Genomic DNA, 24,360 nt, shown 5'->3' on the forward strand with positions numbered 1-24,360 from the left:
TATGATAAAGGAAATTAAGTATAACGGACTTACAACCACCCCTCCAGACAACTTGTGTCCTGATGGTGATGCTGCCTTCTTACTTAATATTGTGCCTGAAGATGGTGCATTGAAACCAGTGTTGCCACCAAAGACGGTCATGGAGTTACAGGCAAATATGCGTATCGTCTATATACATAAGTCCTCAGTCTACAAGAATTATATCATACATGATACCGAAAGTAATAAGCTGGTATGGACTTCTAATGGTAAGGAGTTCGCAGATTTGTATGATTTAGACACAAAAGAATTGCATAAAGTTATTTGTGTTGGTAATACGCTTATAGCCCTTACAAGTATTGGTATGCTCTACTTCCTTTGGAAAAGTGAGACTTCTGGTTATCATTTCCTTGGAAATAATATTCCTGAGTTATCTTTATCTTTTGGGTTACAAGGGAAAATGGAGCAAACTGAAATTTTTACAATAAATTCTGTCCCCCTAAGCCCTTGGTACAATGATAATAATTTAATGTTCTTTCATGAGTTTTCAGCCGAAGGCAAGAAAAAAGTAACTTCACAGGTTCTTGCTAAAGTAAACAAGTTTATAGCTGATGAGTCCACAAATAAAGGAAGATTCCTATATCCTTTTCTTTTGAGATATGCATATAGACTATATGATGGTAGCCTCACCAGGCATTCAGCACCTATACTAATGGTTTGTACAACCAGTTGCGCACCCATTGTGGCGTGTGATCATATTTTTACAGAAGAGAAAATGGGTCATGTCTACTTTAGTGTCACAGGTATGTTACATCAACTCGACTATGCTGTTATCAATGAAAGCGAATTGAATTTGCTTAAGAATTGGTCAGATATAGTTAAGTCTGTAGACATATTTATTTCTAAGCCTATTTATACTTACGACCAAAACGGAGAGTGCGATAAAATCTATCGCGAGCAAGAGTACGAAAATGAGGATTTGGGATATTCTGTTTGTAAACATATCAATCAAACAGTCGACACAGCTGCTAAATTTCCAGTACGCTATCAAATGAAAAGTATGAACGAGCTTTTTTATAATTCCTTTTCTAAATTTAATTTTAATCGCAGTTTGGGTTATATTATCGGAATTCCAAATAGAGATATATCTGCGATAAAAGAGGAGATTAGAAATTGTTCTAACTTTTATTTCCTTAAAAGTATTAAGGTTGAGCAACTAACAACGACTCGTACAATAATCAACATAAAAGAAGATTATTTGCAGTCGCTTGTTACTCGTGAGGTTATGACTGATGATTATGACAGTCACGATAACTTAATCCCGAAGAATGCGCTTGTCTATAACTCACGTGTAAACCTCACCAATGTAAGGAAAAGGTTGTTTGAAGGTTTTAATGCTGTCTCTATGTTGCCTTTTACAGATGGAAATGTAAAAATAATCAACATATATAAGCCTCCTACTACTGAATTTGATAAAAAAATCGTGCTTTCAGTTTATATATATATTAGGCAAGGTGGAAAGGAAATAGTCGTTCATGGTAAAGCAGGGGTATTAGGATATGGTTCTCCCATTTTCTTTATATATTACCCAAATGTGAATGCTTATAAAGCTGTTTTGGAATGTTACGACTATAATGACGATTCGAGAATATTCTACGAAATACCGTTAGAACGACATGCTTTCCTAAATGGTTCTTTCTATTTCGGAGGATTTAGAAAAATAATAAAGGATGGTGTTCCTTTATGTTTCGCAGAATGGGGAAAAATATCGGGGCGAGTTTCTCCTACTCCTACTGTATCTAACGATAACGAACGTACAATAGATATTTCAAACAAAATATACACATCGGAGATAAACAACCCTCTCTATTATCCATTATTAGGCATAAATACTGTTGGGACAGGTAAGATTTTGGGTATATCGACTGCTGCAAAAGCTCTTAGTGAAGGTCAATTCGGACAGTTCCCATTATATGCGTTTACAACAGAAGGAGTTTGGGCTTTAGAAGTATCAAAAACTGGGACATATACAGCACGACAGCCCATTACTCGTGATGTGTGTCTTGATGCAAAGTCGCTCACGCAGATTGATTCTGCTGTCTTGTTTGCCACAAATAGAGGAATAATGATGATACAAGGTTCTCAATCAACGTGTATATCCAATATTCTTAATGGAGATAATTCGGTGTCTGTTCTGAACTTACCAAAAATAGATAAAATTTTAGAGTTCGCAGGACAAAACAAAGGATCTTTGCAGATTCTTCCTTTTATAGAGTTTGTTCAGGACTGCCGTATGATATACGACTACAAGCATCAGCGTATTATCGTGTACAATAATAGCAAAGACACAAGTACTAATAAGTCCCGATGCAACTACGCTTATGTATGGTCGATGAAATCAAAGCAATGGGGTATGATGCAATCAAACATAGCAAATAGTGTAAATGCTTACCCTGATGCACTGGCAGTAACTGATAATGGTTGTCTTGTAAATTTCTCTGATGAGTCTGATGACACATATAAAAATATTGTCATATCTCGCCCTATAAAACTTGACGCATTCGATATACACAAGTCTGTTGATACCATTATACAACGTGGTGTATTCCATAAAGGACACGTAAAATCGGTATTGTTTGCTTCTAATGATTTGTATAATTGGATTCCTGTATGGTCTTCTGCAGACCATTACTTGCGAGGGTTTAGAGGTACACCGTATAAGTACTTGCGTATAGCTTTACTTGCTGAGCTTACGAAAGGTGAAGGTATTACTGGTTGTTCTGTACAGTTCGCTCCACGTCTGAACAACCAACCACGATAGTTTAAGTTAGTTATTACTAAGGTTAAGATTGTTATTCATGGAAAAAGGCAGGGCTACGTGATGTAACTCTGCCTTTGCTTTTTACCACGGCTTTAGTTTCCGCCTTATCTTTCCAGTTCTTGACACAAGTGATGTCCGTATCTTTGTTTTCAGTTCGTCCACTTTATCTATCCAGTGTCCAGTACTCGCAGGAAGCGTGATGCTCATCCAGTCTGCAAGAACTCTACAAATCAAAAACTCATGTATCAAATGCTCTAACATCTTAACGGTGGTCATAGAGAATGTAGACGGTAAGGATAGACATACCTTGTACTCATCAGGTTCTACGAGAATATCATTAAGCGTCTGTTCCGTATCTGGTATATCTTCCTTTGCATATGGAAATAGTAACTCAACACATTCAGAATGGGCTAAATTTAGGACTCGTGTAACACGATCCACATTACCGTCTTGTGCAATATCAAACACCTGATGCTTCGTGTGTTCCTCATCCTGTGGCATAATATCAGCCTCAACGAAAGAGTAATTACTCGCATCATACAACAACTCGGCACGTTTGAATGTAAGCGTTACCAATTTGTTACTTTTTTCAGCTGTGTTCTGATTTTGGCAATATCCCATATTACAGAAGATTAGTAGGTAGGACGTGTAGGACGGCTGCGCTTATACAAAGCACGCTTTACATTCTCCAGACTAACCTTTGAATGGCTTGCATACGTTTCTGCGTCTTCCTTGTTGGTTATGGCAAACCAGTCTGCAAGTGCCATATCAACCAAATACGAATGTATGCCATTACCTAAGCTATCTGCTGAAGCATTGTTGTAGTTAGATGGTAGTCTAAATGTAAGAGTAAGCTGTCCGCTATTATCAATCTCACTTTGCATACGGTTATTGCTTGTGGTCTTATCTTCAGACAGATATTCGCCAAGCAGACTTTTGAGGGACGAAAAAGCATTGGCAAGTGAACGGCGTACCTGATAGCTGTTCTCATCATCATCACTTGCTTGCATATTCGATGCTGCCTCATAAGTCTTCTTACCCTCAGCCTCACGTGCCTGTCCTGTTAGATAGGCTTTGTTCTGAATGTCATAGATAAGCTCTTTAACCTCTTCCGTTATAACGAGGTTCTTCTTGTTTTCTGCCATATCATTTATATAATTAGATGAACTATTCGTATGTTGGACGTATCGGCTTCTTCTTAAAATAAGCCTTACGCAGAATATCTTCCATGTCGGTTGCAGCAGATTTCGCATAACTTTCTGCTTCTTTCTTATTTGTGAATGTATACCACTTACTCGTGATATTCATAACAAAGAAGCTGAATAGGCTACGCTGCATACTCTCTTTCAGGTTTTCATCGAAAGAGTTAGATAATTCTAATCCCAATGTGTATAGGTCGCTTACCTCCTGTTCTATTCCAAGTACTTTCTTTAAGCTGCCTGCAACCATATTCTTGCTCTCATTCCAAAAGCGTTCAAGCATTGCTTTATCTTCATCAGTTGTGAAGATGCGGTCGTAAGCATCTTCGTCATTTTCCATCTTGGCACCAGTATAAGAGGTTGTCTTTGCAACTTCATTATAAACTTCTCCCTTAGCTATTTGAAATTCAATACTTTTCATGTTACCATTTTACGATATTATAGTTAATGCCTATACCAATATATGGTTGTAGGCTGTTTTTACCAATACCATAGCCTACTTGCACCCCCACCCCCCAATGCTTCTCTTTGCTTTTGAAATAATGATTGACAACGTTCGTTTTGTTGTACACAAAGATGCTATCTACCTTTGGATTGTAGCCACTTACCCATACTTTATATGTGCTGTCCTCGTAAACCTTTTGTGTGATTGGTATCACTACTTTTACGCTATCAGGAGTACTTTTGATGCTACTGTCAGTCGGCATTATATAATTTCCATCAGAAGTTGTATTATTTAGAATATATTTTTTATCAGAATGTGTATTTTCGCAGCTAACAGGGAGTGTTACGGTATCATATCTAAGTACGGTACTATCTTTTGGTACAGGCAAATAGTACGGTATAGTATCTTGAAAATGGATAGTATCTGTTACCTCGTTCAATTTCGGTAGAGGTAACTTGTAATATCGGTACAAGAAATAATAGATAATAGCAAACATACCTATAAGCAAACATCCTATAGATACTAATGCTTTTGTAAAAGTATTTTTCTTTTCCATAATGATAAGTTTATAGATTAGAATACTCTTCTTTTGCGTTGAAGCATGGACACGCCTTGATATATTCAAACGGTTCTATCTTGTCATTTTTGTTAAGGTCTGGCGAAAAGTCCCTATGCCCTTGAATGATAGCGTTTGGATATTTCTTATGCAACATCTTTAACAGCGAGCGCAAGCTTGCTTTCTGCTCGTCCGTGCGGTTGTCAGTGGGTTTGCCATTAGTATCAATGCCACCAATATAAGCAACATTGATAGAAACAGAATTAAAGCCCTTAACGCCATTGCTGACTTTGGTCTCATCAAGAAGTTGTGTAATCTTGCCATCTGGCGACACCACATAATGGTAGCCTGGGTTCTTCCACCCTTTACGCTTAAATTCCTTACGCAAACCATCAATGGTTTCTGTCTGATGACTTGCTGTACAATGTACTGCTATAAATTTAATTATTCTCATCACTTTTATCCTCCATTGTAAATTTAGAAAGAGCAGCTGCACCTGCTGGTACACCTATCAAGTACGGATATATTATAGACCACCAGTAAGGTTCTATCGCCCCACCTGATACAAGTGCCGTATGAATGGCTAACGCTGTTGCGCTGATAGCCAAACTTATTTTGATTATTTTCTTAAAGAAAGATGGAGTCTTAGCTTTCCACCTATATCCCCATTCCCTAAAACTCATTTTTAACCTCCTGCTTTGCACCAAGCTCTGTTACCTTGTTTTGAATATCATTTACTTTATTCATCAGCTCTTTCATGTTTGTTTCATATTTATCTGTCTGTCGCTGAAACATTACATGATCATCATTTACCTGAACTTCCAACATAGAAATGCGTGAATTTATTTGAACCCAAGCTCCGAAGAATGCGATAGCTACGGTCAAAAACACACCTATCAATGTGTTCTTTATAGAGTTACTCATCGTTTACAAATTAATACTAATGTTCGTATACCAAAGCCGATAGCAACACCTCCAACAGTCAGCCCCCAATCGATGATGTTTGCCTTTCCGCCCCACATCTTATCTTTTAACTCTAGTGCGCTTGCAATGCCAATTCCTGAATATGCAGCACAATACCAATCGTTAGCCCCTAAGCCTATCAGAATTCCTCCTAATAGATGCTTCCAGCGATTGCTCTGTTTTATCCATTCAATAATTTTCTTCATAAATCTTCTTTTAGAATGTGCCTCATGCAAAGATAATTTTATATTATTGCACTTTTGGTTTATCTTTTAATACAGCTTTATTGCTATACTGGCTACCAATGATAGTACACAAATAGCTTCACTGATGAATGTTGCATTCTCTCTCCACTCATGTTTAATGAATATAAAAGGGAAAACCGTCCATAAGCAAAGTAACCAAGGTTCTAATATCGCCACAACTATTTGGCTGCCTACACCAAATAAGTAACCTCCAAAGTAATGTATGACTTTCCACTCTGTTCGATAATATGGAGAGGCTGCAACCATCAACAGCCCAGCACTTACCAATCCACCAACAAATACAAGACTTGTAGGCAATGCGTGAAGCATCGGGAATAAAAGCAATGAAGCTACTGATGCTATCCATAATGAAAACAGAACATCCCCGATGTAGTAACTAAAGCTACTAACACTATCAGGAAGTTCTTTTGCTTTCCGTATAGCAAGTAATGTTACTGGTATTGACAGTAACACTGAAAGAATAAGTAAAATTATCATAATCCGAATACAGTTAAGTTTATGCTATCTTTTTCCTCCCATCCCTCCTGTAATGTAGTCTGAATGAAAGACATTGCAGAAGTAAAGAAGTTCTTTAACTCTTCCTTTGTCTCAAACTTCTTATACACAGGTTCAGTTTCGTTTCCGAACTTAAAGGTTATAGGTAGGTTTGCTCCATCTGTCATCATACACAAATCAAAGGCTGCTTTGTAGTTGAAACAGTTCTCTTGTGAGAGCCATACCATATTTCCTTCATAAGTGAAACCACTGAGAATTTTTGCATCAATGAGAGAATTTATGAATTTTACAAGGTCTCTCTTTAACTCTGTTTCTGTTGGCTTATGGTCATAGTCTTTGCGCCAACAGTAGCCGTCTTCTTCGCTCTCTTCGTTTTTGACAAATCCCCAAAATAAGACATAATGATCTTCACTTAACTTCAACAACTCATCATGTCTTTTCTTCATCCCAAATACTTTGAAAAATTCTGTGTTCATAACAATTCCTTTTATGTGAATTTGTACACAAGGCGTGGCGGATTTTACCCGCCGACGCTCTGCGCTTCTCGCTTTATTCGCTTATCTCTATTTTTCCTCTGAAGGCAAGCCGAGAACCAGTATCAGAGAACGATCTCGATGATGTGTATCTCGAATTCGCAAAGACGAGACCGCCATAAGCTCTCGCTTGCCCACCGCTACGAATGATAAAAACGCCTCTATCTTGAGAATGATGATATTCATCAGTATAGTTAAAAGCCGACCTTATGTTGTCTGAATTACATTTAGACACAATGACATCACAATATCTGCCATGTTTTGTTCTTGCAATACAGTAGTTATTTATATTTAACCCCTGTACGGTGCGTTCTGTCTTTGTCAATGGGTCGTAGATATGCCATACAGTATCAAGCGGATATGTATCGGCAGGTACACACTTGTCTTTCATAAACTGCTCATACGTTGGAACGTTTATGGCAACATAATCCATAAACTCCCACAAACAACCGAAGAAACTCTCAAAGCCAAGGCACTTGTTATATTCATTGTCATTACGCTTACTGTCAGTATTACCAATATCATCACGAAAACCAGTAGTAGTACCTATTGAACTTCTTCCGTAACCACATACAAGCTGCGCATCACGTGTGCCATTAAGGGAAAACCAAAGTATTGCCATCAACTTAGACATTTCGTAGTCAAATAGCTGGTAACCCTTTCCTCTCCTATGTGCTATATTCTGAAAATCTTTTCCAGTATAGTGAATTGTATTTACAGGCATGTTTTTCGGTTCTCCATTCTCGTCATACTGCCATTCAGGAGATGTTTTGTCCTCACCGTCTCCTGAGCCTACTGGAGCATCTGAAACAGAACGTAAGCGTAACAAGCTATCTACCGATGCCTGATAAACACCACCAAGCCATTCTTCGCTGCGTACCCAATCGGGTTCAATAGCTTCTACCTCCGAACTGTCTACTGCTATAGCTTCTAATTCTGCGTTGGTATTGCGAGAAGAGAATATAAAACTCTTTGCACCATGTGGTACTTCTATAAAGATATAGTCCCCATCTACAAAATCAAATAACGTATTACCAATAGTCATGTTATATTTGGAGATAATCAAACCATCTGCATTTACAAAGCATGCGCCAATAGTAGAGTTGTTCATACCTGGATATCTCACTTGCTTCATGCCCTCTACATCAATCTTGTAGGTGTTAACGTTTAAAACATCTGCAAGAACTCCTGCGCTTCCAAGAGTACTTTCGTTCTCCGAAATACTCTCCGACATAACACCAGTGTTGGCTTTTAGAAGAATATCACTCAACGTTTTGCGTGTAGTCTTCTTGGCACTTGACAGTGGCTTGTCTTCAAGGCTACTCCATGCAATATACTTCTTTTGGTTCTTGAAGTCATTAATGCCTTTATACCACAGTGTTGGGCAACGCATCATAACATCATACCCACCAGCTGCCTTATCCTTATAGTCAAACTCTTCTCCATTTGCTAAGTTGTGATAGTTCTCTTCCGAAATCTTCACACCTTCCCAAACATCTCGTTCTGTATTCAGCTTTCCTTTGACAGGGATTAAGTTCTTGCGTATCTTGGTAACGTGACCACTTGCTACAAACTCGTTATCGAACTGCTTACCAGTGTTGTTGTCAAGATTGGAAATGTTTGCAGGGTCATCTATAGTGTCATCAAATACAATCATGGTGTATTGCGACTGATGAATAGTTAAGTTCGGATAATACCCCTGTAAAGATGCAAGGATTTCTTCTTCAATATACTTATTAAGAGTCCAAATACCACTGAGACCATCGCAAAGTGTTTTCTGTTCAGAACCAATACCACGTGTACCCATTGCCTTCATCGCTGTTAGTGCCGTATCTTTTTTAGTACATTCTATATTCTGAATAGACACTGTGCTGATTGTTGCACCTGCTGTTATAACATCTTCAAGTACCTGTATTGGGTCTATATTGGCACAACCACTTATCTTAATTGTGTTTACCTTGCTTAGTCCCTCGTATGTTAAGCCCCCATTAGGATATGTTATATTTGGCATGTTGACAAATACAATATCCGTCATGCTCGCAGGAAACTCTGCAACCTCCAAAGGGCAAGCCTCTGCTGGTGTAAATGCTTTAAGGGTACTTCCTTTCGCAAGGACTGTCTTTAAGCGTGGGCAGTTTTCTGCTCTCACACTAAGTACCTTGGTATGTTGTATATCTATCTTCTTTAAGAATGGCATTGCAGGAAGATTAAGAGAAGTCAGAATTCCTGTTGTGTAGGCAGGTGTATAGCTTTCTCCGCCAACAATCAATTCTTCCAATAGTGTGCAAGTACTTATATCGAACGCTTCCTGCTTAGGTGTACACGCTGAAATATCAAGTACTCCAAGTTTATCAGCACCAAAGATATAAATCATCTTGCCACTTTCTTGAGCATCATTAGAACGTAAGGTATAGCTCTCACCAGCTTTCAAATAGCAACTATCTGTTACTGTATCTGCACGGTCTTCTCCCAAACCGAAGAAGCCGTCCTGAGCAGCTGTAATCTTAATATTGATAACTCCCATCATACGAGCCTTGAAAGGTGCTGTATAAAGATCGCCCACTTTATAGAAGCCATCACGCAACTTAAAACGCTTACGCTGATAATCGGGTAAATCTTCAAGTCTCAACCCATGCAATGCGTAAAAATAATTAGCAGCAGAGGTAGAACTCTGAATGTACTTACGTTCTCCATCAAATGAACTTGTAACCTTTGCCCATTTGCTTAATCTCTTTGTTATCCAGTAATGGTAACAGCCATCAGCGGAGAAAACTTTGCGGTTATTGCGCTCTGCTTTTCGCATTGCATCAGCCACATCATGTAGTGTGATGGTTGTTGTGCCACTATCATCTATCCATAAGTTTGGTGCTGCATACGTCTGTACGAATGTTACACTATCCCAACCTTGATATAGATGTGAAGTGACGGCATCCATATCCCAAGGAATTGTAAGACCACAGTCATTGTCGCTGCCGTCTACACAATCTCCATCGTACCAATGGTTGAAGTAGGCTCGTATCGTTCCATCTGGCTCCAAATAGAAGGCAATCATCATATTCTTACTACGCTGGTCTACTGCTGCCTTGTAATCGGACGCAATTGTATAGCAACACAATGAATATGGGTTGGCGTGCTTATGCACTTCTTGCTGCCATTTCTTTAGACGATTTTCCTTTGTACCTGGCACTGAGACATCACCAAGTGTAATGTTTCCATTTGCTTCTGTCTGATGTTGGTTACATTGCTGTGAGAACACAAGCCACTTATAAAGGTTATAAGGGACTTTTTTGCCTGCTTTGTAAAGCGCTTCAAGATTGTCATCATCAGGATATCGAGTTTCATAATAACTCATCCAGATTGGTGCTCCTATTGCAGGGTCGATACGCATCATGTCATCAAGACTGTTCACGCCCTGACCCCAACATAGGCTATCATACTTTAAGTATTCATAGCACTCTGTTGGATTTACAACTCGTCCCGTAACACTCCACTTCTTAGTAGCCTTGTTAAAGGTCATATTGCCAGTAGTGTCTATCCAGTTTCCACCTTGATACTGTACATAGTGGTTATCACTGGTCTTGTACACGTTCTGCCAAGTGTAGTTCTTAACATCATCTGTAAGAACTTCTGCAAGCGTTTTGTCGACTGCAACAGGCTTTTCTACAGCCTGTACCTCTCGCATAGTACCTTTACCATCATTCTCAATCACAATATGCTTATCACCACAATACTCACTAAGAACATAGATATTTCCTGCAATTAATTGGGTGGTGTCTGCTAACACTTGCGACTTAAAAACTGTTAGTGTTTGATTCTGTGCTGCTACGAGTTCTATAAAGTCACCATAATTGAGGCACTTCTTACTATATCCGTTTACCCCTTTGAAGCCAAAGAAGTCTGCATCGCCTTTATCAGCATTGAAGTTGGCTTTTGCGTGGAAATAAGCTTTGGTCGGATTTTCGGCATCGTTATGGTTCATCTTGCTATCAGTACGAAATAATGCACAAGGTACGCTATCTATACTTGTGTGGATTTCATATTCCCCTTCATTGTAAATCTGAGCGGGGGTCATGTAAGCCTTTCCCAAAGCTATCTGCGTATCGTTCATTAGTTCCATCATGGCACCATTGTGAGCGCCACAACTATCAGAATAGTCTACCTTAATAGTAAAGATCTTTGTAAAATTACCACCATCAACAATTTGAACACGGTGCTTTGCTGCCATAGATACACACTTATCATACTTTGCAAGAGCTTCGGAATTGCCAGGGAACATTGCTGCAATTTCTTCTCGTGTATGCAACAAGGTTACAATAGCCCTCTTCATTTTTCCCTTCTTGTTCTTTATAGGTCTCCAAGAAGATGTAGTTCCCTGATTGGTCTGCGAGATACCAATAATCTTACAATCCTGCCAAGGTCGGTCAGGGAAATAACAATACCAATCTACAATCTGTTTTGTCTTCTTGTCACCGTCCTTAGCTTCAAGATAATCAGGGTAATTGGCTGCTATATCCTCTGTGTCTGGGTTCTTACATATAGCACACACCATAAGTCCTGCATCAAGACACTTTTGCATGGTTGGTCTCTCTTTTGTAGTCCCTTCTGCTGTAACACTCGCAAGAACATCATTCTCCTCGTATTCGTTAAACATTGCCGCCGTATCTGTAAGCCCTACAATATAGTTATTACATGCTTGAATAAAGTTATAGTATGTGTTCCAAACTGTTATATCATATAGATATAAATCTGCTTTATGCCCGTCAAAACTGATAGGTGTATAATGGTTTGTAAGCTCTCCAGCTTTATAGGCTACAGCACCAGCCTCATCTCCATTACGGAATATTTTAATTACACCAATACCACTATATGGCGCAATGGCTGATGGTTCAATTACAATATCGAAGCGTGTTACCTTATTATTAACGTATGGTACTATTGCCGTTGTTGCAGCATCTGTAAGAGAACCATTTGTCGCAAGGATAAGTTCTTCTCCAGTGAGTATGAAACCAAGTTTCTCTCCCATACACTTAATAATATGTGTGTGGTTATCTGCAACGTTTTTCGTCATAACTGTAAACGAAAGCGCCATACCGTTTGTTTCTATACTGTTAGAAGCAAATGGATGATAGCTGAATACTGCTGAAACATCTTCTGCAATGCGCAATGCCATACGTCCGTTATCATCTGTAGTGCCATAGCTACTTGTACCGAAACTATCCTTGACAAAGCCGTTGGTTGAATAGTTAGAACCTTTTACCGCAATATCAATCTTTTGCCCATCAGTTGTCTGTGTCGTAATGGTCTTATCACTGTCGGCATTACTTCTCTCGGACATATTTATCTTAAACAAAGCACCCTCTGTTTCGCTGATAGGTAATAGTGTACCGCTGATAGTAATTTTATAAAGTTCAACCAAAGAGCTTGCTCCACACGTAACATCAAATGTTAGCTGGTCATTTTCTGCATAGCTAACTAATCGCTTGCTGATAGTGAAAGTTTTTTCACGAACCATTATCTGCTTTGTAACAGTTTCTACTTTCCCTCCTGCTACATTTGTAAGTGTTACAGTTGCTTCGGGGCGTGAAGTGCTACGTTGATATACTGCAACATCAAAAGAAATGGTAGAGTAAAGTTTCTTTTTACCATCACTATTATCACTCCACCGTGCTACAACAATAGGTTTATCGTAGTCATCAAGGCTACTATCCTGTTGAATTACCATAACGGCAGTATACAGAACATTACCCTTTACCCCTGATGAGACATCTTGTCCCTGTATGCGGATAGGGTATGCTCCATGAGATAATCCTGTAGGATCAATGTTCACAGTATGCGAGTATGTATCGGTAATTATAGGAGTGGCAAGTGTTTTCCAAGAGCCATCACGATAAATCTCTATAGTAGTCTTGACACCCTTATCACTACTGTTGTTGGGGTATGAAAACATGAGAATGTTTTTGGGCTTACCACCGACTTCTAGACTGGTATCTTTCGTATAGTTGAGTGTCTGCGCACTGACACAAGTAACATCGACAGATGTAACGGAGAGGTTCTTACGTGCTGTATTCCCTCCGTCATCAACGACCTGCATCTGTAAACTCCCTTGTCCTGCATTTACATAGAGTGAACTCAAATCAAAGACAAAGCTATAGTCTTCCAAAGTTGAAGATGATGGTTTCTTTGTGTCGAATGTAGCAACGACTTTCTTTGTTGTACGGTCTACAAACTGCACGTTTGTAATACTGTTGCTTGTCTCTTGGCTTCCAGCCTTAGTAATACTCATAATAGCAGCATGGCAGATAAATGAACCACCAGCCTTTCCATACAATGGGTTTTCCTTAAAAGCTATGGCAATGGTTGTTCCACTTGTGTTTCCACTTGTACCAACAGTAAACTGTTGCTCATCTCCTACACCCTCATCGGCTTCATTGACAAGCTGCAATTTCACAACACCTTCGGTCTCTGTGTTGAGTTTGATGTTTGTTGGTATCTTAGAATAAGCTCCACCTGTTGAAAAAGCCTTTTCTCCATTTTGCTCAGGGGTGTCAGATACTTCTACCTTTGCTGTACCTCCACCTCCAAAGGCAACCCATGGCTTCAAATCTGCTGGATTGATGTCTGGTACTTCACGAGTAAATTGGAATGTCGACCACACAGGAGCACCGTTACTATCATTGTCAGCAGTCTTGAATGTTAGTACTACACCGCTCTTAAAATACTTAAATCCACTTTGTTTTTCTAAGTTCTGAACGGCTTTAATAGCTGTACTTAATGTGTATTCAACGTCTGAGCATATAGTGTTTACATTGAGAATGTTTCCAATGTTACTACCATTTGTACCAAAATCTTTCCAGTTTCCCTCTTTGTTCCACGCCTCGGTGTTCACCCATTGCTTTGACTGCCAACCATTATTAGGAGTATTGAAAGTAAGGACAATACCTGCTATCTGATAATCTGCTTTATTTGGCAGCTCATCAATCTTTGATAGAGCTACAGAGAATGTCATATCGCCATTCTCTTGACCTAATAGCTTATTAACATTGATAACGCCACGTGCCTTAATCTGCGTTACCGTATTAGAATTACTGCTCTCCAACGTAGAAACACGCTTCTTGACATCGGTCATATCATCTTGCAGCTGCTTTCCATCGTAACCAGGAAATGCAGTGCTACTTGTATAGCCGAGTGCAAGGTCTGAGCCAATGGGAGCTAATTTCGTCCCACTCCACCTATAGGTAATATTGTCAGAAGAATCAATATATACTTTACCACTTGCAGGGGTGCGACCATCTTTAGACGCAGTACCGTAATTGTCCGCACCAGACCAATCACCGTAATATGTGGTTGTACTATCTTCGTCTGATGCTACTGCTAATACAAACTTATTCTTAGCTCTGTTGTAGACGACTTTAGTATGTTCATCTTTTGATGACTTATCTGTAGCTTGCTGCTGTGCTGTCAAGCTATCCAAGCAACTATCAAACTCTATGACATCATCGACGTAACTCGGCAAATGAGCAGATGATACTTTGCCTTCTTCGTCTAAAGGTGCAATACCATTTGCCTTGCCTTTCGAGTCTTTTATAGTGGTTAATTCAGCATTCACATCAGATGCTGCTTTCTTTGCATTCTCTGCAGTCTGTTGTGCTTTCACAACTGCTTCACGAGTTTGATTTACACTATCCCTTTGTGTAGTACTTTGTACTTCAAGTGCTTTTATCTTATTGGAGTTTTCGCTAATGTCTGCTTGTAGCTTTGCAATGTTATTATTGTGCTGCTCACTATCTACTGTAGGATTACCACCACTTCCTCCAGTAGCTACCCATACTCCACCGTCTGCAACGTAAATAGGACTGGGGAGTGAACGCCCTACAATAGCCCACCAACCATCATGTGGCAATGGATAGGCTTCACGTAATTTCTCAACAGTGGTAAATATACCTTTGTTCGCACCCTTTATATTTTTGGCTTCAAGCCAACCATCTACCTTAAAACCGCCTTTTATATGACCATTTCCTTGAATAGTTGTGTTACCACCAATAGAGACATTGCGCCCAACGGAAACATCACCGTCTATCTGTGTGTTTTTTATTGAACTCATATTAATGTTGATTTAGTCAGTTCCGACAAAGCCTTACTTTGGTCTGCATTGCCGTATGTTGTTAATACTAATGATGCTATAGTATATATTACTGCTTGATAGCAGCGTTCGCAAATCTGTACTCCACCATCATCATCAATTTTAGGATATGGAATATAAACTGCTCTACTAACCATAGCATCTGTACTCTTGCAGGAATAGAACTCAAGCACTCTTCCTTCGGGACGTATAGCAATGGCACAAACAGGCTTTTGTGCAGTACCACGTATGCCCTTGAAACGACTGCTTTGCTTCTCATATTCTTCATCATCTTCACTGATAGCGTGGTAAACAGGTCTTTCCCAATCGTCCATCTGGAATACTACAAGGCGCATAAAGTCTTCAGGGAGTAGACACCAACCGCTTTCAAGCTCTTTCCAATAGATAGCATCGCCAAAGTTACTTCCACTGTCAAGTAAGTAGGAAGGAGCTTTACTGTGAACTCTCCTAATGGCATCAACTATCTTTGATTTGATAATGTCATTAAGAGAAAGCGTGTCCACATCGCCAAAATCACTAAGTGTTTCACTTGACATATTTTGGTCTATGGCAATACGGACATCTTTTGCTATTTCTTCAAGACGATAAACTTTCATACCTATAACCTCTATTACAATCCCTCAAACTCAATGCCGTTTGCAGTTGCTGCATCCACGATGGCTTTTGAGGAGCGGAGTTTGGTTCGACTAACACCTAACACATCAGCTAAGTAGTCTTTTGCTTCTCCCTCATCGTGTACAGTAATCTTACGGAGACCATTTGATGATACTGTCGTATCTTCCTTACTTGTTTCTTGCAGAGGTGTAGTCTTTGGTGCGTTCTCGTCTTCTGCTCTGTCAAGTTTGAAGAGAGAGTTAAATCGGTAATGATTTTCAAGGGCTTTTTGAATATCCTCGATATTGGTTGAAAAAGTACTACCACCACTTGATAATGGGACAAAGGCTATGTGCGTACTTTTGCCACTACGCAGAACTAAGTTTACCGCAATATTTGAGTCCGAACTATAATGCTTTATCATATCTATTATAATTAAGAAAGGGATGGGATGTTAATTATCCCACCCCCTTTTGTAATGTTATTTTTATTAGTTCTTCTTATAAGACTGGGGTGCTTGTGCAAGTTTCATTCGTGCGTGTGCCTTAGCATAGCGCAAGTATAAACAGCTCACTTCCTGAATAACTACTGCATCGGTGTTACGGATACCTGCGGTCTTCAAGTCAAGGACATTACGCGCCCAAGAAACGTGTGTCTTCTTAGAAAGGTATTCAGGATCCATTGCAAAACCGCAATCACTCATGCCGTTCACATCAAACAACTCGTGATGAATAGTTAGTACTTCTCCGAAGTCTGTATCCCAAGACTTAAATTTCAAGTTCCATACTTCGACAGTATCTTTCAAACGGAACTTATCGCTCTTAATCTTAGAGAATGCGGAAAGCATGTCAGAACCACAGAACAAAATCTTACGCTTATTACCAATACCTGTGCCGACAAATAAATCTTTAGTAATATCTACAAGGTTCTCGTCCGAAATTACTGCACACTTCTTTTCTGTATCCCACTCGCCAACTTCGATGTCTTTACCAGCCATCCACCAGATACCACCAGTGAACCATGTGTTCATACCCTCTTTGGCAATGTGCTTGATAACATTCTTTACACCAAAAAGATAGGTGTTTTCCATTGCAAGGCGCATATCATAGATACCGTCCTCTTCAAGGTCAGAGAAGTTCCAGTTTACCTCCTTTGCAGCTATCTTATCGAAGGTAGATTGTTCAACCTGTATCATAAAGTTTTGACAGTACTGCGTCTCAGGCATAGGAATGTTGTTGAAACGACCTGTCTGAACATCTAATTCTCCACATGCTTTACCCATTCTTACAAGGGTTGCACCGCTCTTAATCTGTGGAACAAAGATAGGCTGCTTACTTGTAGAATCCATTGCGCCATTTACGGCATAGACTGTAGGTAGATTAGTTGATGCATCCTTACCACATACACACAATACAAGGTCTGGAATGTTGCTACCCTCATAAGCCTTTCCTGTATTGGGGTCAGTAACACCCTTAACTCCTACAACACGGATAGTATCGTCAAGAGTGAACATATTGGTATCGCTTACAGGCAAAGAGGTACTTGCACCGCTACTCATAGCATCTACCTGCTTCGTTGTAGTACACTTAATCTCTCGTGTTCCTACGGAGTAGTACTTAACCTCAAATGAGTCGCAAGAACTTGACTTAGCATAACGGCTAATCTGGTCTACAGGAGTAGCCATTGGTCGAATTTTAACGATGCGCTGGTCTACATCGCTCATGTAGAAGTTACCATCACCGTCTGTGCGCCCCTGTGTTTCGGTAGCAATACCTGCGGTGGTCTGTTTACTTCCATCTCCCTCAGCTCCTGCGCTGGTCTTTCCTGCATCGGGAAGTGCAGAGGCATCAGCCATAAGCACACCATTTGATGCACCCGTCACAAATGCCAACACCGTCAGCATAATGCGATAAAGAAAACTTGAACTTTTTCGTAATGTTTTCATTGCTTTTGTTATTATGAAATTTATATATGAGTGATATTTGTTATCGGTTATAGGTTTTTCGTTTCTCACCTCCTCGTTCCCAAATAGTTTGATTGCCATCGTACCGTCCAATAGCTCCTAGCTCTGGAAGTGGCTTCTGTGCCTTCCCACCTCCATTCTTTCCATTGAGATTGGCAGTACCATCATTTCGTGAGGACTTTTTCAACTTCTCCTCAATCTTTGCGTTTCGTCCTCTTACCTCGCCCTCGTGTGCAGCTTCTTCGACGTTGGCATCATGGTTAATAGCTTTTGATGCCATCTCTATACTCTCACGTGAAAATTTGCCGAGTATACCATCTTTCATAATGTTTATAAGGAACTCCATAATTTGGTCTACCTCTTCATCGCTCCAGCCTTTATCTTCTTGAATTGCAGTAATGGTATCGTAAGTTTCGGAGATATTTTTTTGATATTGTTCATCAAAGTCTTTCTCCTTAGCAACTCGCTCAGCATATTCTTTACTTGCCTTTGCAACTTCTTCTTGCTTTGCAGGGTCTTGAAGCTCCTCTACAAAGTCTTCTCCAAACATACGTACCAATTCAATGGCAGGATTACCACCCTTACGCCAATTGGTAAGGAATGCTGCACTACGAGGGTCGCTCGTAAATAGGTCGGAAAAAGCCTTTTCTCTTTCCTTATACCCTGCTACCTCTTTGTCATAATTATCGTAATCGTCATTGATTTGACTAAATAAAGTCTCATCATCATCAAATTGTCGGTCAGGATATTTATTTTTCATCCTTTCCGAAAACTTGTCTCGATTACTTCTAACTGTTGTACTATCAGCCATAATCTTTTATGATTTTATATTTTGATGATTGTTTTACTGCAAATATACATTGTAAAATATTAGTTTTAGGTATAAGTATTATTGTTTTTATTAGTAACTTTGAAACGTAGATAAGGTAAATATGAAGAAACGAGGTTCTTTAATGGAGCATTCTCAAGAGCGCATCGAAAGCATAATGCGCATCTATGATGAATATATTTCATCATGTGAATACATCGACACCTCTTATATTTGTAAACATATAGCTAATATACCTGCACCACGTTTTTGGGTGTCAAGTATATGGGCAAGCAAGATGATGTATGCAATGTTTAAGGGATCCCAGCTTAAAAATATGTTACCGTCTAAAAGAGAAATGTTTCAAGAGATATTCAGACGAGTTAAGACTTTGCGAAAGCTGCACCCTTCTTGGACAATAAAAAAATGTTGTGAGATTGTTGTAGAACAACCTGCTCCGAAATTTTATCTTACAGCAGAAAGTATAGGAGTAATGATATGCAAGGAAAAGAAAAGACGTTTCGAAGAAAGAAAGAAAAGGCTACGTCATTGCTTTTAGCATTTGCAGTTATTGTACTTTCTTTAATAGGTTCCTCTAATTGGTACTCAATTGGTATCTATGCAGGAGGCTCGTGGATAGGGAGATTACTCTACCCTTTTTTTCATGCCAGTGTGGTACATGCCTCACTTAATGCTTGGTGTTTTATATGCCTGATGTTTATCTATGACATAAAACTTACGAGGGTATTCGTAGCGTATATTGTATCTGTAAGTTTTCCTATTGACACTTTGTCATCCTTTATATCATTTCCACCTTTGCCAACGGTAGGTATGTCAGGTATTGTATTTTTTCTATTTGGCTCTATCTCCTTTGAAGTAAGAAAGAAACTATACTACCAGTCGTGGATGCTGTTTTATCTTATTGTTGGTTTCTTCTTCCCCAATACTAATGCTTGGTTACATCTGTATTGTTATTTGTGTGGGGTCGTGTTTTCACTTCTTAACTATCCTATAACAATATGCAGAAAGAAGTAGTGAGCATACTAAAAGAGAACAACAAGCGCAATGCCGATGTCTATCAGTGGTTCGACCCTATCAGTGGTATTGGCTCTATAGGGAAACGTACAGAAGTACATATTGACGATTTCCCATTAGAGACACAATATCTACCAGTCGAAATGCTTAATCTTCTATTGGTTAAATTACTGATGAAATGCGGAAGCATCAAACATTTTCTAACTATTGAACTGGCGGTAGAGTATAGCGAAGAAGACCGTCTGAAAGTTATAGAACAATTCGTGCGCCTACGATGCAGGTATGATTTTGCATTTTGGGCTGCTATGTATGTGTACATCAAGAACAAGGGCGGTGGAGATGATGTCCTATTTCGCCTGACACGTCCGCAGAGAAAGTTTGTAGAACGTCTTGAAGCACTTCGTAAAGCCAACAAACCTATACGAATAGTGTTGTTAAAGGCTCGCCAATGGGGTGGTTCAACAACTTCACAGCTGTATATGGCATGGTTACAACTCATTCATAAAGTCGGACTTAATTCTCTTATCATTGCTCATCAAGGTGCAGGTTCTGATGAAATCAAGGATATGTTCGATCGTATGATTAAGGCTTACCCTATATCTATGCTCTATAAGCTGGGAGAAACATACAATGAGAACGAGTCTAAACTGGTAGGTGTAGGACATTCAGGGTCTATCCATCGTGTACCACAACGTAATTGTAAGATAAAGATTGGTACTGCTGAACGCCCAGACTCTTGTCGTGGTGGAGATTACAACCTTGTGCATTTGTCCGAGGTTGGACTATGGAAGACTACTGACGGAAAAAAACCTGAAGATATTGTGCGTTCTGCCTGTTCGGGTGTCTTGTTAAAACCCTATACGATGATTGTCTATGAGAGTACGGCTAATGGTACGGGAAACTTCTTCCAACGTGAATACGATGCAGCAAAGCGTGGAACTTCACAGTTTGAAGCTATGTTTGTATCTTGGTTTGATATTGAACAGTATTCTTTGCCATTTGATAATGATGATGAAAAAGCAGACTTCGCTATATGGCTTTGGAAAAATAAAAACAATACAACACCATCTTCTGCACGTGCGGAAAGTGGTAGGTATCTTTGGTGGCTTTGGCAGAAGGGTGCAACATTGGAAGCTATCAATTGGTATGTACAAGAACGTGCGAAGTACAACGAACACGCACCAATGGCTTCTGAATATCCATCTGATGATGTTGAGGCTTTTGTTCATTCAGGTGAACGTGTATTCGATAAGTATAAGGTTGATACTTTCCGAGCTTCATGTAAACCTCCTAAGCTAATTGGTGATGTTTATGCTGATGAAGATGAAGGTAAGAATGCTTTGAAGAACCTGCGCTTTACAGAAGACGCACAAGGGCTTCTGTGGGTATGGGATTTGCCTGAAATAGACGATAAGGAAATTGTAACCAATAGATACGTTACTATTGTTGATATTGGTGGACGTTCTAAAAAAGCAGACTGGTCTGTAATATTGGTAATCGACCGCCTTTTCATGATGGACGGTGGTAGACCGCAAGTAGTAGCGCAGTGGTATGGACATATTGATATGGATATACTTGCATGGAAAGCTGCACAGATAGCTGCGTTCTATGATAACTCCCTGTTGGTAATTGAGAGCAACACGCTTGAAACGCACGACAAGGAGCGTTCTGTTGATGGTGATTTGTCTCACTTTATCCTCAATCAGATTAAAGACGTTTATCCTAACCTCTATGCACGCAAGCAGACGGAAGATGAGATACGAGAGGGTATTCCTCGCAAATACGGCTTCCATACAAATGTAGCTACCAAGCCAATGATTATATCAACGCTTATCAAGGTAGTGCGTGAACATCTATACATAGAACGTGATGAGCGTTGCTTAGATGAATATGTGGTATATGAGAAGAAACAGAACGGTGCATTTGGAGCTATCATAGGCAAGCATGACGACTTATTAATGACACGTGCTATTGGTTTACATATTTGTTTCTACGAAATGCCTATACCAACAATTGTTCTGCGTGTCAATAGAATAATGCCAAAGAAAAAAAAAGCAGTATCTGCTGCCACCATATAAGTTTCATTTATCAAAATTGTTAAACTATGAATGTATTTAAGAAATTCAAAGCCTATCTGCGTTATCGTAAAGCGGTAAATAAAGCTGATGAGGCTCACGAGAAAACAGGCGAGCGTTACTATGTAATGCCCTCATCAAGTAAAAAGAAGACACTCCTAATTATGGATAGGTTCAATTTTCGCAAGCTGAAGCATAAGGGCTACATCACCAGCAAGGCTTTTGTTGCCGACCTCGAAAGAGGGTGCTTCTATGCTACACCTTACAGAAATGGTTCTGCGGAGTTCTCTACTTTAGTTATTGAGTTTAAAAAGCGACAGTATTACGCATGGTATGATGGGAAGATACAGCACAAAGAGTAAGCAAGACATCGATGGTGTTGCTACACTTACGAATGATGCGCTGGCATTAGAGAATATCCGAAAGGGGAAGAATAATAAAGGTAAATAATATAAAAGGCGTAGGAATAAATCTTACGCCTTTTATTGTTATGATGCGATTGCTTGGTGTAATTGGTTTACAGCTTGCATATTTGCTCCCTGCTGCGCCTGTTGCATAATCTCTGGAGATACACCTTGCGGTGTTTGTCCCTGTTGCAACTGTTCTTTCTGAGATTGTATGCTCTGCAACAATTCGTCCGCAAATGGGAAATTACCATGTTCAAGTAACTGCTCCACGCTGATGGCATTTGCTTGCCATAACTGCATCAATACATCATTTGCAAGCTGACGATAAGCAGGAGTTGTTGTGCTTTCTGTTATCGACAAATCAAACTCAACGTCTCTAATCTTCTTTGGGTCGTATTCAATTTGTGCGCTTGTCTTACCAGCAATATTGAATACTCGCTTACCATCATAGAATTGTTGAATATTCTTCACGTCTTTGTAAGCACCATCGACAACGAAATACGAGAAACATTCCAACATATCAAGAAGCGACATTGTAGCGTTTTGAGTTTCTTGGTTGTATTTAGCTGCACTTGTCCCTGCATACCCAGGTTTACCCTGTAATGCTCCATTAACACCTGAAATATCCTCAAAGAATTTGAGCTGCAAATTAAGAAGTTCGGTTATACCTATATTTGTAGAGTTATTAGCTACCTGATGGGGGATTTGACCGCTTTTTGATGGCTTGAAGACAATAACACCATTAAACTCAGCCCAACTCTCTGCAATATCTTCCATGCTTACTCCATCAGGTAAACTATCCTCAGGCATAAGTAATACACCTTTGGCACTGGCACGCATAATCCAGTCGTAAAGAGTGATAAGACGGTTTGTGTATCGCTGCTGGTCTATCACATCTGCCACAAACGAATGTATCTCTCCATCAATAAATGGATATGCCTTAAACACGTACGGATGGCTACCATGTTCAAAAGGAGTTTCTCCCTCTTTCAGAATATCGCCGAATGGAGTGAGGTAGTAGAAATACCAATAATCGTCCATAAACCAAGTAGCTTTGACAAGTGGTACTTCTTCTGGTGGCATCCCTGTAGCCTCAGCCATTTGCATACGCTGTGCATTAACCAAAGTAACCTCTTTTTCAAAATCTTCTTCCTCAATCTTGTATATATCGCCATTTTGATAATCATGGCATCGGTAGCGAGGTTTTTGTTCTTTGCGCCATACTTCGATTACTCTACATCGACCAGGCTCACTTGTAAAGAGGAAATCGTAATTATTAAGCCTACTGTAACCAAAATGTTCTGCATAATTGACAAGAAATTCTTTGCGTGCAGCCCATTTGTAAATCTCTTTTAGCTTTTGATAGTCTTCGGGAGACTCGGCTAACTGCTCACACAATTGTCCAAAGCTCACATCGTGAACCTCTCCTAAACAACTAACATCCCAACCTCTGAAATCTCTCATGTTATTATCTATGAAGAAATTGTTTGGCTGAACATAGTCCGTCCAACAATCTTCCTTACCATTGCGCCAGCCATAACTCTTACGATGTACAATAAAGCCTGATATAAGAAACTCCTCCATAGTACGTGCAAAGACTTCACTCATTCGATTAAGCTGCATATTGCATTGTAAAATGGTAGACATTGTTTCTCCCAGTTTCTGTTCGTCTCTGTCCCGTGCGGTGCAAGTCGGCTCTTTCGACTGGGAACGGTAAACCCCCAACACATTACGCACAAGCCTACGAATAAGATTGTTTTTTAGAGGAACATTACCTTGCTGCTTGATATATTCTTCCTCTGTCATAGATTTACCATCTACACATATCATATCGTCCCATTGGCTTCCGTATGTATAACGCTTGTTACGTTGTCTATCCTTTCGGAATTGCTCCATTTGGTTCCAGTAATGCTGCGCTTCCATAAGAATATCAAAAGCCCTACGACTGCCAAAGTTATGCGAACGAAAAGAAACTGTATCCATTTCTTCTCTATCTGCCTTTGGTGCAATCTGGCTCATCGGTAGTAATTTTTCTTTTTTCTTTGTAACTGTATGCATATCTTCTTGTTTTCGGTGGCACA

At 39.6% G+C, this 24,360-nt stretch carries 21 protein-coding genes; 5 read left to right on the top strand and 16 right to left on the bottom strand.

Annotation, left to right across the window (positions count from 1 at the left end):
• The first annotated feature begins 1 nt into the window (after position 1).
• Positions 2 to 2,800, top strand: a complete 2,799-nt coding sequence (locus tag HMPREF9018_RS02435; protein WP_008447495.1) for a hypothetical protein — start codon at positions 2 to 4, stop codon at positions 2,798 to 2,800.
• 81 nt (positions 2,801 to 2,881) lie between these two features.
• Here the strand turns inward: HMPREF9018_RS02435 and HMPREF9018_RS02440 are convergent, their stop codons facing one another.
• The 15 genes from HMPREF9018_RS02440 to HMPREF9018_RS02510 all read right to left on the bottom strand — a co-directional run bounded on the left by HMPREF9018_RS02440 (position 2,882) and on the right by HMPREF9018_RS02510 (position 18,765).
• The gene (locus HMPREF9018_RS02440; protein ID WP_039864092.1) at positions 2,882 to 3,421 is read right to left on the bottom strand and encodes a hypothetical protein; all 540 of its coding nucleotides are present in this window, start codon (positions 3,419 to 3,421) and stop codon (positions 2,882 to 2,884) included.
• 11 nt (positions 3,422 to 3,432) lie between these two features.
• Complete coding sequence (locus HMPREF9018_RS02445) at positions 3,433 to 3,945, bottom strand: hypothetical protein (protein ID WP_008447482.1); 513 nt, start codon at positions 3,943 to 3,945, stop codon at positions 3,433 to 3,435.
• A gap of 22 nt (positions 3,946 to 3,967) precedes the next feature.
• Positions 3,968 to 4,420 carry a hypothetical protein gene (locus HMPREF9018_RS02450; RefSeq protein WP_008447447.1) on the bottom strand — a complete coding sequence of 151 codons (453 nt, stop codon included), beginning with the start codon at positions 4,418 to 4,420 and terminating at the stop codon, positions 3,968 to 3,970.
• 1 nt (position 4,421) lies between these two features.
• On the bottom strand, positions 4,422 to 5,000 hold the full coding sequence (locus HMPREF9018_RS10455) for a DUF6808 domain-containing protein (protein WP_008447506.1): 579 nt from the start codon (positions 4,998 to 5,000) through the stop codon (positions 4,422 to 4,424).
• Between the two features lie 10 nt (positions 5,001 to 5,010).
• Complete coding sequence (locus HMPREF9018_RS02460; protein WP_008447456.1) at positions 5,011 to 5,454, bottom strand: N-acetylmuramoyl-L-alanine amidase; 444 nt, start codon at positions 5,452 to 5,454, stop codon at positions 5,011 to 5,013.
• Positions 5,441 to 5,683, bottom strand: coding sequence for a hypothetical protein (locus HMPREF9018_RS02465; protein ID WP_008447445.1), 243 nt, complete (start codon positions 5,681 to 5,683; stop codon positions 5,441 to 5,443). The genes HMPREF9018_RS02460 and HMPREF9018_RS02465 overlap by 14 nt, the downstream gene beginning before the upstream one ends.
• A complete protein-coding gene (locus HMPREF9018_RS02470) occupies positions 5,673 to 5,924 on the bottom strand; it encodes a hypothetical protein (protein WP_050773460.1) in 252 nt (83 codons plus the stop codon). Before HMPREF9018_RS02470 ends, HMPREF9018_RS02465 begins: the two co-directional genes overlap by 11 nt.
• On the bottom strand, positions 5,921 to 6,199 hold the full coding sequence (locus HMPREF9018_RS02475; RefSeq protein WP_394330068.1) for a hypothetical protein: 279 nt from the start codon (positions 6,197 to 6,199) through the stop codon (positions 5,921 to 5,923). Before HMPREF9018_RS02475 ends, HMPREF9018_RS02470 begins: the two co-directional genes overlap by 4 nt.
• Positions 6,200 to 6,235: 36 nt before the next feature.
• Positions 6,236 to 6,706 (bottom strand): hypothetical protein, encoded by a 471-nt coding sequence (locus HMPREF9018_RS02480; RefSeq protein ID WP_008447462.1) that lies wholly within the window; start codon positions 6,704 to 6,706, stop codon positions 6,236 to 6,238.
• Positions 6,703 to 7,200 carry a hypothetical protein gene (locus HMPREF9018_RS02485; RefSeq protein ID WP_008447475.1) on the bottom strand — a complete coding sequence of 166 codons (498 nt, stop codon included), beginning with the start codon at positions 7,198 to 7,200 and terminating at the stop codon, positions 6,703 to 6,705. The genes HMPREF9018_RS02480 and HMPREF9018_RS02485 overlap by 4 nt, the downstream gene beginning before the upstream one ends.
• A 73-nt stretch (positions 7,201 to 7,273) precedes the next feature.
• Positions 7,274 to 15,358, bottom strand: a complete 8,085-nt coding sequence (locus HMPREF9018_RS02490) for a glycoside hydrolase family protein (RefSeq protein ID WP_008447504.1) — start codon at positions 15,356 to 15,358, stop codon at positions 7,274 to 7,276.
• Positions 15,355 to 15,993 carry a hypothetical protein gene (locus HMPREF9018_RS02495; RefSeq protein ID WP_008447517.1) on the bottom strand — a complete coding sequence of 213 codons (639 nt, stop codon included), beginning with the start codon at positions 15,991 to 15,993 and terminating at the stop codon, positions 15,355 to 15,357. The genes HMPREF9018_RS02490 and HMPREF9018_RS02495 overlap by 4 nt, the downstream gene beginning before the upstream one ends.
• A 14-nt stretch (positions 15,994 to 16,007) precedes the next feature.
• A complete protein-coding gene (locus tag HMPREF9018_RS02500; protein WP_008447452.1) occupies positions 16,008 to 16,415 on the bottom strand; it encodes a hypothetical protein in 408 nt (135 codons plus the stop codon).
• Between the two features lie 66 nt (positions 16,416 to 16,481).
• Complete coding sequence (locus HMPREF9018_RS02505) at positions 16,482 to 17,936, bottom strand: SU10 major capsid protein (RefSeq protein WP_039864098.1); 1,455 nt, start codon at positions 17,934 to 17,936, stop codon at positions 16,482 to 16,484.
• Between the two features lie 40 nt (positions 17,937 to 17,976).
• On the bottom strand, positions 17,977 to 18,765 hold the full coding sequence (locus HMPREF9018_RS02510; protein ID WP_039864100.1) for a hypothetical protein: 789 nt from the start codon (positions 18,763 to 18,765) through the stop codon (positions 17,977 to 17,979).
• A 121-nt stretch (positions 18,766 to 18,886) separates the two neighbouring features.
• Between HMPREF9018_RS02510 and HMPREF9018_RS02515 the strand changes: the two genes are divergently transcribed.
• From HMPREF9018_RS02515 to HMPREF9018_RS02525, 4 genes are read left to right on the top strand one after another with little or no spacing between them, the layout of a single operon-like run.
• The gene (locus HMPREF9018_RS02515; RefSeq protein WP_039864103.1) at positions 18,887 to 19,321 is read left to right on the top strand and encodes a hypothetical protein; all 435 of its coding nucleotides are present in this window, start codon (positions 18,887 to 18,889) and stop codon (positions 19,319 to 19,321) included.
• Positions 19,261 to 19,797, top strand: a complete 537-nt coding sequence (locus HMPREF9018_RS10600; RefSeq protein ID WP_081452754.1) for a rhomboid family intramembrane serine protease — start codon at positions 19,261 to 19,263, stop codon at positions 19,795 to 19,797. Before HMPREF9018_RS02515 ends, HMPREF9018_RS10600 begins: the two co-directional genes overlap by 61 nt.
• A complete protein-coding gene (locus tag HMPREF9018_RS02520) occupies positions 19,782 to 21,875 on the top strand; it encodes a hypothetical protein (protein WP_008447470.1) in 2,094 nt (697 codons plus the stop codon). Before HMPREF9018_RS10600 ends, HMPREF9018_RS02520 begins: the two co-directional genes overlap by 16 nt.
• Before the next feature lie 26 nt (positions 21,876 to 21,901).
• Positions 21,902 to 22,234: a hypothetical protein gene (locus HMPREF9018_RS02525; protein ID WP_039864105.1), complete on the top strand. Its 333-nt coding sequence runs from the start codon at positions 21,902 to 21,904 to the stop codon at positions 22,232 to 22,234.
• A 126-nt stretch (positions 22,235 to 22,360) separates the two neighbouring features.
• On the opposite strand, the gene HMPREF9018_RS02530 is transcribed toward HMPREF9018_RS02525, so the two are convergent.
• Positions 22,361 to 24,337: a portal protein gene (locus HMPREF9018_RS02530; RefSeq protein ID WP_008447459.1), complete on the bottom strand. Its 1,977-nt coding sequence runs from the start codon at positions 24,335 to 24,337 to the stop codon at positions 22,361 to 22,363.
• Between the last annotated feature and the right edge of the window lie 23 nt (positions 24,338 to 24,360).

Source organism: Prevotella amnii CRIS 21A-A, from assembly GCF_000177355.1.
In the GTDB taxonomy this organism is placed as follows: domain Bacteria; phylum Bacteroidota; class Bacteroidia; order Bacteroidales; family Bacteroidaceae; genus Prevotella; species Prevotella amnii.

Bases quoted from the DNA above. Each gene is read 5' to 3' on its own strand.
- HMPREF9018_RS02435 (WP_008447495.1), top strand. From the start codon at position 2: ATGATAAAGGAAATTAAGTATAACGGACTTACAACCACCCCTCCAGAC.
- HMPREF9018_RS02440 (WP_039864092.1), bottom strand. From the start codon at position 3,421: ATGGGATATTGCCAAAATCAGAACACAGCTGAAAAAAGTAACAAATTG.
- HMPREF9018_RS02445 (WP_008447482.1), bottom strand. From the start codon at position 3,945: ATGGCAGAAAACAAGAAGAACCTCGTTATAACGGAAGAGGTTAAAGAG.
- HMPREF9018_RS02450 (WP_008447447.1), bottom strand. From the start codon at position 4,420: ATGAAAAGTATTGAATTTCAAATAGCTAAGGGAGAAGTTTATAATGAA.
- HMPREF9018_RS10455 (WP_008447506.1), bottom strand. From the start codon at position 5,000: ATGGAAAAGAAAAATACTTTTACAAAAGCATTAGTATCTATAGGATGT.
- HMPREF9018_RS02460 (WP_008447456.1), bottom strand. From the start codon at position 5,454: ATGAGAATAATTAAATTTATAGCAGTACATTGTACAGCAAGTCATCAG.
- HMPREF9018_RS02465 (WP_008447445.1), bottom strand. From the start codon at position 5,683: ATGAGTTTTAGGGAATGGGGATATAGGTGGAAAGCTAAGACTCCATCT.
- HMPREF9018_RS02470 (WP_050773460.1), bottom strand. From the start codon at position 5,924: ATGAGTAACTCTATAAAGAACACATTGATAGGTGTGTTTTTGACCGTA.
- HMPREF9018_RS02480 (WP_008447462.1), bottom strand. From the start codon at position 6,706: ATGATAATTTTACTTATTCTTTCAGTGTTACTGTCAATACCAGTAACA.
- HMPREF9018_RS02485 (WP_008447475.1), bottom strand. From the start codon at position 7,200: ATGAACACAGAATTTTTCAAAGTATTTGGGATGAAGAAAAGACATGAT.
- HMPREF9018_RS02490 (WP_008447504.1), bottom strand. From the start codon at position 15,358: ATGAGTTCAATAAAAAACACACAGATAGACGGTGATGTTTCCGTTGGG.
- HMPREF9018_RS02495 (WP_008447517.1), bottom strand. From the start codon at position 15,993: ATGAAAGTTTATCGTCTTGAAGAAATAGCAAAAGATGTCCGTATTGCC.
- HMPREF9018_RS02500 (WP_008447452.1), bottom strand. From the start codon at position 16,415: ATGATAAAGCATTATAGTTCGGACTCAAATATTGCGGTAAACTTAGTT.
- HMPREF9018_RS02505 (WP_039864098.1), bottom strand. From the start codon at position 17,936: ATGAAAACATTACGAAAAAGTTCAAGTTTTCTTTATCGCATTATGCTG.
- HMPREF9018_RS02510 (WP_039864100.1), bottom strand. From the start codon at position 18,765: ATGGCTGATAGTACAACAGTTAGAAGTAATCGAGACAAGTTTTCGGAA.
- HMPREF9018_RS02515 (WP_039864103.1), top strand. From the start codon at position 18,887: ATGAAGAAACGAGGTTCTTTAATGGAGCATTCTCAAGAGCGCATCGAA.
- HMPREF9018_RS10600 (WP_081452754.1), top strand. From the start codon at position 19,261: ATGCAAGGAAAAGAAAAGACGTTTCGAAGAAAGAAAGAAAAGGCTACG.
- HMPREF9018_RS02520 (WP_008447470.1), top strand. From the start codon at position 19,782: ATGCAGAAAGAAGTAGTGAGCATACTAAAAGAGAACAACAAGCGCAAT.
- HMPREF9018_RS02525 (WP_039864105.1), top strand. From the start codon at position 21,902: ATGAATGTATTTAAGAAATTCAAAGCCTATCTGCGTTATCGTAAAGCG.
- HMPREF9018_RS02530 (WP_008447459.1), bottom strand. From the start codon at position 24,337: ATGCATACAGTTACAAAGAAAAAAGAAAAATTACTACCGATGAGCCAG.